This is a genomic window from Thermoactinomyces sp. CICC 10521 (assembly GCF_016055135.1).
GTDB lineage: Bacteria > Bacillota > Bacilli > Thermoactinomycetales > Thermoactinomycetaceae > Thermoactinomyces_A > Thermoactinomyces_A daqus.
Genome location: NZ_JAECVZ010000034.1, coordinates 17,218 through 29,296, shown reverse-complemented (window position 1 = coordinate 29,296; position 12,079 = coordinate 17,218). Strand labels below are relative to the sequence as shown.

9 protein-coding genes and 1 pseudogene are annotated in these 12,079 nt (G+C 46.4%); 6 read left to right on the top strand and 4 right to left on the bottom strand.

What is annotated here, in order from left to right; all coding sequences use genetic code 11:
* Positions 1 to 308 precede the first annotated feature (308 nt).
* The 3 genes from I8U17_RS15930 to pilM are packed head-to-tail and all read right to left on the bottom strand — an operon-like array spanning position 309 to position 2,580.
* Entirely contained in the window at positions 309 to 929 is a 621-nt protein-coding gene (locus tag I8U17_RS15930; RefSeq protein ID WP_198055932.1) for a hypothetical protein, read from the bottom strand.
* Positions 926 to 1,585: a hypothetical protein gene (locus I8U17_RS15925; RefSeq protein WP_033100326.1), complete on the bottom strand. Its 660-nt coding sequence runs from the start codon at positions 1,583 to 1,585 to the stop codon at positions 926 to 928. Before I8U17_RS15925 ends, I8U17_RS15930 begins: the two co-directional genes overlap by 4 nt.
* Entirely contained in the window at positions 1,582 to 2,580 is a 999-nt protein-coding gene (gene pilM, locus I8U17_RS15920) for a type IV pilus biogenesis protein PilM (protein WP_033100327.1), read from the bottom strand. Before pilM ends, I8U17_RS15925 begins: the two co-directional genes overlap by 4 nt.
* Positions 2,581 to 3,108: 528 nt before the next feature.
* Between pilM and I8U17_RS15915 the strand changes: the two genes are divergently transcribed.
* From I8U17_RS15915 to I8U17_RS15890, 6 genes and pseudogenes are all read left to right on the top strand, one after another.
* Positions 3,109 to 3,858 carry a hypothetical protein gene (locus I8U17_RS15915; RefSeq protein WP_198055931.1) on the top strand — a complete coding sequence of 250 codons (750 nt, stop codon included), beginning with the start codon at positions 3,109 to 3,111 and terminating at the stop codon, positions 3,856 to 3,858.
* Positions 3,822 to 6,794: a DNRLRE domain-containing protein gene (locus I8U17_RS15910; RefSeq protein ID WP_198059785.1), complete on the top strand. Its 2,973-nt coding sequence runs from the start codon at positions 3,822 to 3,824 to the stop codon at positions 6,792 to 6,794. Before I8U17_RS15915 ends, I8U17_RS15910 begins: the two co-directional genes overlap by 37 nt.
* Positions 6,795 to 7,485: 691 nt before the next feature.
* Positions 7,486 to 7,635: pseudogene (locus I8U17_RS15905) on the top strand (IS21 family transposase); the annotation flags it as partial.
* A 26-nt stretch (positions 7,636 to 7,661) separates the two neighbouring features.
* Positions 7,662 to 8,012 carry an RHS repeat-associated core domain-containing protein gene (locus I8U17_RS15900; RefSeq protein WP_198055976.1) on the top strand — a complete coding sequence of 117 codons (351 nt, stop codon included), beginning with the start codon at positions 7,662 to 7,664 and terminating at the stop codon, positions 8,010 to 8,012.
* A 533-nt stretch (positions 8,013 to 8,545) separates the two neighbouring features.
* On the top strand, positions 8,546 to 8,839 hold the full coding sequence (locus I8U17_RS15895; protein ID WP_198055929.1) for a hypothetical protein: 294 nt from the start codon (positions 8,546 to 8,548) through the stop codon (positions 8,837 to 8,839).
* A gap of 1,498 nt (positions 8,840 to 10,337) precedes the next feature.
* The gene (locus I8U17_RS15890; RefSeq protein WP_198055928.1) at positions 10,338 to 11,195 is read left to right on the top strand and encodes a tyrosine-type recombinase/integrase; all 858 of its coding nucleotides are present in this window, start codon (positions 10,338 to 10,340) and stop codon (positions 11,193 to 11,195) included.
* 61 nt (positions 11,196 to 11,256) lie between these two features.
* Here the strand turns inward: I8U17_RS15890 and I8U17_RS15885 are convergent, their stop codons facing one another.
* A complete protein-coding gene (locus tag I8U17_RS15885) occupies positions 11,257 to 12,078 on the bottom strand; it encodes a restriction endonuclease subunit S (protein ID WP_198055927.1) in 822 nt (273 codons plus the stop codon).
* Position 12,079: the final 1 nt, after the last annotated feature.

The following is a 12,079-nucleotide window of genomic DNA, read 5'->3' as shown; positions in this document are numbered from 1 at the left end:
GATGAATTCGTCCTGAACATAGAAACCTTCCTTCGGAATTTTTTTTATACCTTTTCAACAAAAAAAGGCTGTTGACCTTCTTTGTCAACAACCTCAAAGACCCCAAAGGGTCTTGAGTTTTTTGGAAAATTTTTTACACATAGAGGTGGAAGTTTTTCTGCAGCGGCCTTTGTGACGTAGAAACCGGGAGCAAAGAAAAGCATCCATCCCCGTCGTCCACCGTGAAGTCTGAAGCACCGCAATCGGATCTTTTCTGATGCCGTCCAAGGCAATTTCTTTGCTCTTGATGCAGGCCGTTTTCTTCTTGTTTATTCCGGTTGATCCTGTGCCTGCACCTTGCCGGTATAGTAATAGACACCGGCATAAATCGTTCCCGTTTCCGGCTTGGTCTCATCTGTATAGCGATAATCCCAGCTGACGACAGTGACGAGGCGTTCATTGTTGTAAAGGTTCTGCAACAGATCGGTAAACTGGCTTCTCGTTGCCTTTACCTCCAGTTTCACCCAAATCGGCTTGAGATCGGGAGACTGAACCAGGTTCAGTTCCTTCGCCAGCTGCTCCGTACTGTACGAATCGTCTGTTATGGTGTCAGCCCCGCTCTTCTGTACCCGGAGCGCTTCACTTATGTCGCCGACCAGCTCCAGATGCAGGGGGACGGCCCCGGCCTTGGTGATGTCCTGCTCCAATTGCACCATGAATTCGGGGTGGTTCTCACCTGCCGGCACTTGTTTGCCCAGTTGCTCCCGTTCAAAATCGGAAAGTCCGAGCGGCAGAGACCAGGTGATGCTCATATATTTTTCATAGCGCTTCAGATTGGCATTCAGCGCCGTTTCTTCCTGCCGCAGCATCTCAAACTTCAGATAAACCGGCCTGATCTCAAAATAATAGAGGATAAGCCACAGAATAAGTCCGATCGCGACCGCACTCAAAAGAGTTGTCCCTGACTTCCATCTCCTTGGGGAAACAGGCTTTCGAATGGCAGTTCCCCCCTTTGTTTCGCATTTTGCTCGTCTTCGGCTTCATCGGGATCTGTCTCTTTCAGATCAAAATGAAAGCGGACGATCACCCCATTTTTATTGTCATTGGTCTTCACCGACAGATCCGTACAGGAATCGCCGATGCAATCAATCCATCCCTGTTGAACCTTGTCACGGTTCCCGTTTACCGTTTTATTGACAAAATCGGATGCAACGGCTGCATCGGAAAACAAGCCCCAGCCATACAGCCGGTTGCCCACGCCGCTCAGTTCAAACAGTTTCGTCTGTGGCGGCAACGAGCCCATCAGCGCCTCGACTCCCTGCTGCCACTCAATGCGCTGCTGATCCGCTTTCCTTACCGTATCCCGGTAGGCAAACTCAGCGCCGTGTTCCTTGAAAAACTTCTTTTCGGCCCGTTCCTTTTCCATCGCATCGTTTACCGTTTTCCGCTTGGACTCCACCCGCTGCTCCATTTGTTCCACTCTTTCCTTCAACTTGTCATTCACCAGTTCGATGCCCGCCACTCCTGACACGAAAATGACAAGAATCAAAGAGAGCCATAGATAAAACCAGCGTTTAACCAGCGGTTGCCTTGGCAGAAAATTCATGGTTGCAGCACCTCCCCCTCGCGCAAAACCAAGCCCAGCGGAACGGAAAGGGAGGTGCCGACCCAACGGGAGGCCTTTTCTCTCAAGCGTTCGGTCATGACCAATTCCGCGGGCGGGGCAACACTGACGGCTGCTTCAGTCTGTTGGTTCAGCCAATGTTCCAGCAGATACAGATCCAATCCTTCTCCTGTGAGAATCCACTGTGCTCCCGGCTTAAGAAAACGTCTTTTCCCTGTTTGATCCATCCACTCTGTCAACCGCGAAAAAAGCGCCCTCCCATAGCGCGCCACCTCCGATTCCTCCTGCAGAACCGGCTTTAACGGATCCGGATACGGACGGTCTGCCCCGTCGAGAAAGAAGGTAAGCGGCAAGTGAAACGGACGGATATCGGTGAATTTTCCATCGACAAAAAAACTGACTTCCACTTCCGTCTTGGAAATTTGCACAATCACCGTATGAGCCGAAGCGATCTCTCTGCTGGCATTGATCCAACGAAATAGCGAAAAAGGAGACAGATCGATATGAGTCGGATCCAGACCGCAATAGCGAAGCACCCTGGTCAAGGTGTCGATATACGACTTGGAAATCAGGGCCAGCAAGATTTTCTGCTCGTCCCCATCGGCCCAGACATGATCGACCAGCTGGTAGTCAAACGCCGGATCGGGAAAAGGCAAATCCAACACAGAAAGCAGGTGCTCCTCAATCCACCTGCGGTATTTCCGCTTGGGCATCTCCGGGACGGTCACGTGTTTGAACACCACTTCATGACAACTGATCCCGACATGAACCCGCTCCGTATGCAATTCACGCCCCAGCAGCGCCTCCTGAATCGTCTGAACCAGCTCTTCCCGCTCCAAAAATGCCGCATCCTTGGACCAGATCCCCGGAAAGGGATGGACGACATACTGCTGAAGCGTGATTCCCCGACGATTCCTTTTCACTTCCGCCAGCTTGAAATAAGAGGGCGATAACTCTATGCCAATATGATAGGCCATACAAAAATCTCCTTTATTCCCTTTCGATCTTTTCCCGGATCGGAGAAAGCAACGCAAATCCTCTCTATTTATTTCACAACTTTATTCGTTCATCCCTCTATTTTTATATCATTATCACAGAAGTTTCCCATTTGTCCATGAGTTCACTGCATTTGAATAGTTGCTTCCGAAACTAACCGAATTCATTCCCGTTTTCGCAAACAATGGAATACATCCATGTCTTTTTGGCGCAACTGACCGGCCAGGAACGGGAATCAAAGGGGGCGCCCCCACATTCTCCCCTTACGACACCTTCACAGAAAAAGACTCCCAAAATCATTCAATCGATCCAGCAAAAAGAATGAAGTATCTTGCATAAGAAATAAAATTATCCATTAATAAACAATTTTTATTTAAAATTTAAAATTTAAAATTTGTAATCTAAATGTAATTAAAACTATCTTGCAAAGCGAAAAGGACGGAGGTAAATTTATTTCGTAAATCTGAAAATGTTATTACAAAAAAAGACAATTCTATGAAAAGCGAGGGATGCGTTTGCAGTTCTTCTACTCCAGGCATTACTTGCCTTACCGCAGAATGATCTTTCTGGCCGTCATTCTCACCCTGATATTCACCTTGTGGCCAGACTGGGTTTATCAGGCCCTGGCTGCACCGGATCCCAAACCGGTGGAAATCGAAGCCTTGCGCACGGAAAACTCCAAAACGTTCCTCAATCCGGACCAAAAGACCTATGTATTGAAGGAATATTCGGAACCGATCCACTATAAGCAAAACGGCAAATGGGCAGATATCGACAACCATGTCGAATCGGCGGGAAAGAGCGCCCTGGACTCGGATCTCCCCTATATCAACCGCGGCAATAAATTCCGGGTCGGCTTTGCAAACCACAGCCGCGGAAAAAAAGTGGTGCGCTTCCGACTCGGACAAGCCGAAGCGGATTTCGGCCTGACCGGCGGAGCAAACACCACAGCACAGAAAAAAGAGAACATGGTTACCTATCCCGATGTGTACCCGGACACCGATCTCACCTACACTGTCACCAACACCGGTGTCAAAGAAGGATGGGTACTGCACAAATACACGGGACAATCTGTATATACCCTTTCCTTGAAGACAAAAAACGTGCAACCAAAAGAACAGGCTAACGGCTCGGTGGCATTTGTGGATGCCAAGGGAAAAACGCTGTTCACCATCCCGCGGTCGATGCGAAAAACGCCACCTCCGACAAGGTGCAGTTTTCCTTGCGAACCGAGGGAAAGAACACCTATATCGATCTGAAACCGGACGATGACTGGCTCAAAGACTCCAGCCGTGCTTACCCGGTTACCATCGACCCGTCCATTTCGGTACAGGGATCGGACAAGACCTTTGACGCCAGCATCAGCAGCGCAACCGCTGCGCAAAATGTCAATTTTGCCGGCGATCCGTATCTCATCACCGGAACCTACACCGATTCCATCTATGGCACAGGAGTATACCGCTCTTACATCAAATTTGGACTTGCTCCCTTATTGAGCTCGGCTAATATTACTTCCGCCAAGCTTACATTGTATCAATATTCAACAACCCAGCCGGAACAAGTTGACCTCTACTCTGTGGCAAGCGATTGGACATCGACCGGGATCAAATGGACCCAAGTGCCTGCAACAGGGACTCTGATCACCAGCACCAACGTTTCTGATGTGGGTTTCTATGATTTTGACATTACCTCTTTGGTCAAACAGTGGTATGGTGGGACCACTTCCAACTATGGGGTGATGTTGCGCCTGAATAAAGAAAGCGACAACCGCAAGTCATTCCGCTCCAGCGATTATGCGACCTATCCTTCGCAAAAGCCGATGCTGACCGTCACTTACACCATCGACCCGATCGGGGTGGAAAGCTTCTGGACTTCCGCCGTCACCAATGTCAACACCTATAACGGCAACTTTTACCTGGAAGATTCCGATGTCAGCATTGATGGGCGCGGCACCGGGCTCTCCATCGACCGTTCCTACAACAGTCGGTCCAAGTCCAGCGGGATTTTCGGGTACGGCTGGACGTCCAACCTGGAACAAAGCCTGAGGATGAGCTATAGCGGGCCGATCGTCTATACGGATGCGGATGGCACCACCCATACCTTTGCACCGGAGTACGGATCGGAGGGAACTCCCACAGGGACGTATAAGGCTTCCGGAGGAGTCAACCTCACTCTGGTGAAAAACGGGGACAACACTTTTACCATCATCACGCCGGATCAGACCAGGTACAACTTTAATTCATCGAAAAAACTGGCCTCGATCGTGGACTCGTCCCGCAAAATAGCTAAAAATAGTTCAGCCAAGTACAGCTTTGACGGTGACAACCGTCTCACCAAGAAGGTCACCCAGGGCGGAAACAGCACCACCACAACGTATACCTATGATGATGCCGCCCAACTCACTACCAAGGTCAGCCAGCCGAACGGCAACACGGTCGAATACGGCTATGACAGCGTGAACCGGCAAAATTCGGTTTCCTACAATGGAACGCAAGTCTACAGCTTCCAATATGACGCGAACAACAATCTCACCAAGGAAACGGACGAAACGACGGGCACATCGACCAACTACAGCTATGACGCCGACAATCGCCTGACTTCCGTTCAGGAGCCGAACAGCAACCAGACCGATTACACTTATGATGCGAACGGCAACGTCACCCAGCAAAAGCTGACCGCCGGCAGCACGGTGATCACGCAAGGATTTGCCTACAACAGTAATAACCAATTGACCAAAATCACGTCCAACGGGGCAAACCAGGCCTGGTTTAACTACAACGAGCAAGACCAGGTGGCCCGCCGCAAAACAGCCGACGGCAACATGACCTTTAACCGCTACAACGGCGCCGAGGACTTGGTGGAACGGGACATCTTCGACAAATACGGCAACCTGCTCTACAGCTTTGTCTACGCGTATGACAACAAGGGGCGGATCACCTCCGTGACCGAAACGGATGGCACCAACCCGCCAAAAACGACGTCTTACCAGTATGACGCACTGGACCAATTGACCAAAGAAACCCGGCCAGACGGAACGGTGATCGAATACACCTATGACGAAACGGGCAACCGTCTCACCAAGAAAGTCACCCAAGGCGGAAACAGCACCACCACAACGTACACATACGATGATGCTGACCAACTCACTTCGGTCAACGGCACGAACTATACCTACGACGCCAACGGCAACCTGACCAGCGATGGCAGCAAAACCTATGTCTACGACGCGGCCAACCACCTGATTCAGGTGAAAGACAGCAGCGGCAACACCATCGCCTCGTTCACCTACCGGGCTGATGGCATGCGCAAAACCATGACCACCGCTTCCGGCACGATCACGTTCCACTATGACCAAAGAAATAATGTGTCTTATGAAACCGATCAAAGTGGGGCGGTTGTCGCCAGCTACACCTACGATGATAACAATCTTCCCGTCAGCATGACCCGGGGCGGAAAAACATACTTCTACCAATTGAACGGTCATGGGGATGTAGTGGCACTCATAGATAGCACCGATGCCGTGGTAAATACGTATACCTACGATGCCTTCGGCAACCTCGTCGGCCGAACCGGAACGGTGGAAAACCCCTATACCTATGCAGGGTACCGCTATGACAAGGAAACCGGATTGTATTACTTGCAAAGCCGGTACTATAATCCAGAGACGGGGAGGTTTTTGACGAGGGATACGTTTGATGGATTTGTAAACGAGCCGTTGAGTTTGAATAAATATGTTTATGCGGAAAATAATCCTATTTCCAATGTAGACCCATCTGGTCAATGGTCTTGGGGATGGAAATCCTATTTAAAAAGATTGCTAAATTCGATTGTTAGTGCTATTTTTAGTGACCTTCGCGCAAATACTTTAACTGATTTGGCATTTTTCTTTACCGGTGGGTTTGGCTCAGCGATTAGATCTTTTATGGGAATTAGGGCTTTATCGAGAGAGCTTCATTTTTTCGATGTTCATTTTGGAAGGTTAGTATTTAGAAGGTCAATCTTCTCCTTCATACGTGGAGCGATAGGTGGATATGCATTAGGCAAGGTAGCAAATATTGTAAGTTATGTTTCTTCAGTTGGTAATAAGTTGTTTGCATATGAAACTTGGTTTGATCATACGAGAATTGGTAGATATATTGACAATAAATTAACAGTAATAGAAAGATATCTTCACCGATTGGTGAATAGATGGTGATATTTAGAAGGCTGTTGACCAATGTCATCAGCCTTTTTCTAAGAAATTGTTATTATTAAAAACCAAAATATTGGGGGATTTGTGATGGCAGTCTACCTTTATAAACGCACTTCAATTTTACTCATGATTATTTTAGATGTCATTACATATAATTTCTATTCTTGTTATTGGTATTTTTCTAGAAGGAAAATGCTTAAGTCCGATTTTTCCGAAAGGGAAATAACTTGGGAACCTTATTTTTTGTTGATCGTTAACACTTTAAATTTGTTATTAATTCTTATTGAGGTGTTTATGATAGATAAAAACCCTTTGATGTTGGTTGGGATTTGGATAAAACATAAAGATATATTTATGATAAATGGCTTACCCCCATTTACCATAATCGCTTCAATCATTGTTGCTTTTCGATACAGGGCCATCTTAAATCTACAGGTGATTTCAGGAAGAATAAGTGGGTTCTTTACTTTTCTTTTTCAAGAGTTTTATCTTCAATATTGGATCAACAGACAAAACGAAATATCTTGATTTTAATTTCACGGTTTAACCCCTCCTCGTATAGTTAATTTAAGCCCACCAAAATTGTTACAGCCGTCTTATAATTGACCTAGGATCGCCGAAAAAGAATTGACCCACTCCCGTCGAATAAATCCCCTTCGAAACGAAAACGCCAATTTTCTTCGGAGGGGGACTTATGTTAGGGAGTGGGACTGTGATTAAATTACACGAATTGAAGGCGACTGGCAAGAGTATTCGGGAGATTTCGAGAGAAGCGGGATATGCCCGAAATACCGTTCGGCGGTATCTCCGCACTCAGGGGCTTCCGGAGCGGAAGCCCCGGCCGATGATGACAACAATCTGCCTGTGAGCATGACCCGGGGCGGGAAAACGTATTTCTACCAATTAAATGGTCATGGCGATGTCGTCGCACTCACCGATAGCACCGGTGCCGTGGTAAATACGTATACCTACGATGCCTTCGGCAAACTCGTCAGCCAAACGGGTACCGTCGTCAACCCCTATACCTACGCAGGCTACCGCTACGATAAGGAAACCGGATTGTATTACTTGCAAAGCCGGTACTACATGGGACGGTCTTTAACCCGGTTCGGTTCCACTTCACCCGTCATTTTGTATGGAAGTTTGGTAGGCTTGTCTGGAAGCAAGATAGAAGCGATCGCCAAGACAGCGGTATTTTGCCGCTGTTTCTTGGAACCGTGAAAGCGGCTTGGGCGCTGCCACCCACCATGACCCGATTCTATTATAACAAAAGGGTTCTCATACTCCTAATCGCAAAAGGCGCCGTAATCCACCAATTTGGTGATGCGTACTGTGATTCACGATCCCCTACTACATGAAACCGCAGACTGAGTTCCAATTTGTGATGATCGGGATGAGATTGCCCAGTGGTGCAAACAGATTCTCTTGAATGATAATCATGTGGTCATAATTTTTGATTTTCATTTTCTCATCTCCTTGTTGTGGTTAATTTGATTATACTCTGATAATTAGTAAAAACCTACCCAATGGGTGCACTTTAGCAGAAAAAGGCTTCTAATCGCCTCTTGTGGTCTATCATAGTGCAGATGACTTTTTGATTTTCCGCCGTTTTTACATCTTCCTTTTTAAACGAAAACGCCAGTTCGTCCACATAGAGAGAAAGTCGAAAGATCAGAAAAAAGTGAATCTGAATTAAACAAGATTAACGATTTCATCATTTTTCCATGATATAATCACAGTAAGGAGGCATTCGGATGGATGACTTGATTAAGTTTTTGCAGGAGGAATTCGCGAAGATCCACGAGAAGATGGATCAGCGTTTTGAGAATATCGACCAGGAGTTGGCCGCGATCAAGATGCGACTTGGTGATGTGGAGCGGGTGGTCAGAGAATCTGCAGAGGATATTCTCGAAAATCAAGTGGAGGAAGTGGCTCGCCACAATCTTCATGAGGACAAAATTCAAGCATTGGAAGCTACCACGTTTCGGATTGACAAATCGGTACTGGCATTGAAGAAACGGGTAGAGAAACTGGAAAAAGGAAAGTAAATTGGTATTTCGGTATTGGATTGGCGAACACCGGAAGCTTCGAAAAGAACCCAAGGGTTGTTCGGAAACGCCAAAGCCCGCAAAAATAAAGGGGAATCAGGCTTTTGGGATGGAGGTGATCCAGTTAAAAAATCCCGAAACTTGGGCAAATCGAGGAGGTGTTCGGAAAATCACGGATAAACTCAATAACATTAAGGAGTACAGTGAACGCTGGATCAATAAATACACCTCAGGAGAGAGGATTGAAACTGGATCAATACAGACGCAGATAAGCCTCATAAAAAGGATCAATAAATACACCTCGGGTAGGAGGATTGAAACAGGGTACGGTCTTCGTCTTCTAAGATAACAAATAAAAAAAGCGACTTCGCTATCGCTCTTCAATAAAAAACTTGACTATCGCTTCCTTTGATTTCTTAAAAAGCTTGCCCCTTTTTTGGGACAGGCTTTATTTTTTCTTTAGTAAGGAGTAGAAGGAACGATTCTGGGCCTAAAAGAGACGCTCGACACTCCTGATAAAATAAAATGACCGCTCCGCCATAAAAACGGAGCGGTGAGAACTGTATTTCAACGATGGATCGACATTCATTTTACCACAACGAGGGGTAATGAAAAAGAGATTTTGGCGAACAGATCTTTCAAAGAAACTGATTAGGATCCATTAAGGGACTGGGGTCTTCTACAGTGAGGGGGTTTTTTTGCTCATTATGTCCTTTTTCATTTATTCACTGTGCGTATTAATAGTGAGGGGGAATTTTTTTCATGATTTTTGCGCGAGCACCCCTGTTGGGCTCGTATATTAGAAATGAGGGGATAAAAATATCCCCGTTTATGTGACAGAAGCTGATTTGCCTCGTATATAAGGAATGAGGACGTCCAACTCTGGGCGTCCTTTTTTTGATCCAAAGGAGGGATTTGATGAGACAACCGGTGACTTGGGAGCAGTTAGGTATCATCTTGGCCATCATCTCTCTTGTTGTGGAGTTGATGAAATAAGCTGCCCGGAATACCTGGGCAGCTACTTTAAATCGATGTGAGCGAGAATCCATGGATGGGAGGAAAAAAATTCACTCCCGTGTGTGCAATTGGGTTTTCGCGTCGGTAATGTATATTGAACGACAAAACTAAGGGGGCCACACCATGGGAAACAAATATATCACCTGGGAGCAAGTGATGGTAATGATCGGACTAGCCCAGATTCTGATTGAACTGTTGAAGAGATAGAGGGAAGCCGCCGATTGTTCAGAGAACCCCCAAAAAAAAGAGGCTGCCCCATCGAGGGTAGCCTTAGGTTTCGGGGTGATTTGGATTCTGACGCTTCATTTCTTTTATTCGGGATTTTGATTCATTTTTTGACCATCCTATGATAAAATGTCAAGTAGATCGAAGCAAATTTCGCTTCTTTTTCTTAAAATCAAAAGTTGCGTAAAACATACCTTTTCCGCAACCTCTACATAAATCGCGAACGAAAAAATCGAGTCTCACGGAGGTGCTAAGCGTGAAAAAAAGTTGCGTAAAACTCATTGATGCGTTTTTAACCCATCTCGAAGAGGAAGGAATGAGTCCAAAAACGATTCGAACGTATCGAAACATCCTTTCGCAATTCGAAAAATTCGTCACGAAAAATGGTGGCGACTTGAATAACCTCACTCGGGTCGATATCCAAAGTTATATGAATGACATGGAACAGGAAGGCAAAAAGCCATCCACGATCAACAACCATTTTGCTTGTTTATCCTCTTTTGCTCGGTTCCAGAAAAAAACCTATATAATGGAAGGAATTCGTCGACCAGAAGTTCGCAGAACCCAGAATATCGCGCCCAAGTCGCTGGATCGCAATGAGCGAAACCGAATTCTGCGGGAAGTGGAGAGAGAGGGGAAGCGAAGAAATATCGCCATCGTTTACATGCTGCTCTATACCGGATTGAGGGTATCCGAATTGGTTGCCTTGAACCAAGAGGATGTCACCATGGGAGAGCGATCAGGGAGTGTGCTGGTGAGAGAAGGGAAAGGAAGTGTCTCCCGTCGGGTCCCGTTGCCGGTTGAGGCTCGTTTTCATCTTAGACGGTATCTGGAGGAACGAAGAGAGAAAGGGACACTCGATTTACCGCCCCTGTTTCTCTCCAATTATCAGAAACGGATCAGCGAGAGAAGTGTCCAGGACATGCTAGCCAAAAAGTTCAACATCCACCCCCACATGTTACGGCATACCTACGGCAGGGAGCTGGTGGCTAATGGAATCGATATTGCCACGGTTGCGGAACTGATGGGGCATTCGGATATTAATGTAACCCGACGATATGCAAAGCCAACGGAGAGGGAATTGGAAGAGGCGGTATCAAAAGTGTTTGGATGAAAGAAGCTGCCCTGGTATTTTGGGCAGCTCTATTGATAATAACAGGGTATTCAATGTCCGGTTATTCACTTGAAAAAGACTGCTTCAAAACCGATTGGAGCAATTGTTCTGCCGCTTTTTGACGTTGAATGATGGTTTCTTTCAGACGGTCACAAAAGGTCATGAGTTGATCAACTTTGGCGACGATCCGTTTTTGTTCGTTTAGGGGTGGTAACGGAAACGGGAAGTTCACGATCTTCTGCTTAGAGATATTTGGCTGAGCACCGCCCATACCTAGTCTAATTAGACTGGATCGAGATGCTTTTAAAAAGTAAAATAAGTACTTATTTGAAATCAAAAAAGGAGAGCATGCGCAACAAGCCTGATTGGTAGTAGCTTCAATCTCTAAAATACCTACCTTTCCAATCGTAGCACCATACATTGCTATAAGTACTGAACCTGGTTTATTGACCCGTAATGAACACTCTTTTAAAGCCAGCTCCGTAATTTTCTCTTGAGAATCCAATATGTAGCCATCATTAAGTTCTCCTGTTTTTAACCAATGAATTGTACCATTATAATATTGAGGGTTTGTCCGATTAGGTGTAGCCCCAGCTCCCCAATCTCCTATCTCACCTAATCTCACCCACTCCCATCCCTGCGGAATCTCATAAGGAATCTTTTCTTGCTCAATCGGTGGCAACGCCTTCTGCTTTCGAACCTTCCCCTCTTTTACCAACCTATTTTTCTCTTCATCAATCCTCTCCAACAACACGGAAGCCGGTTCATCATTCTGGTCCTGCGGCACCAACTTCCCCCGTATCGCCGCATCCAAAATTAGCTTCCTTAATTCCTCCACAGCTTCCGGTGTATCGAACAACGTCTCAAATTTCTCTATCAGCATC

Bases quoted from the DNA above. Each gene is read 5' to 3' on its own strand.
- I8U17_RS15925 (WP_033100326.1), bottom strand. From the start codon at position 1,585: ATGAATTTTCTGCCAAGGCAACCGCTGGTTAAACGCTGGTTTTATCTA.
- pilM (WP_033100327.1), bottom strand. From the start codon at position 2,580: ATGGCCTATCATATTGGCATAGAGTTATCGCCCTCTTATTTCAAGCTG.
- I8U17_RS15915 (WP_198055931.1), top strand. From the start codon at position 3,109: ATGCGTTTGCAGTTCTTCTACTCCAGGCATTACTTGCCTTACCGCAGA.
- I8U17_RS15900 (WP_198055976.1), top strand. From the start codon at position 7,662: ATGACCCGGGGCGGGAAAACGTATTTCTACCAATTAAATGGTCATGGC.
- I8U17_RS15895 (WP_198055929.1), top strand. From the start codon at position 8,546: ATGGATGACTTGATTAAGTTTTTGCAGGAGGAATTCGCGAAGATCCAC.
- I8U17_RS15885 (WP_198055927.1), bottom strand. From the start codon at position 12,078: ATGCTGATAGAGAAATTTGAGACGTTGTTCGATACACCGGAAGCTGTG.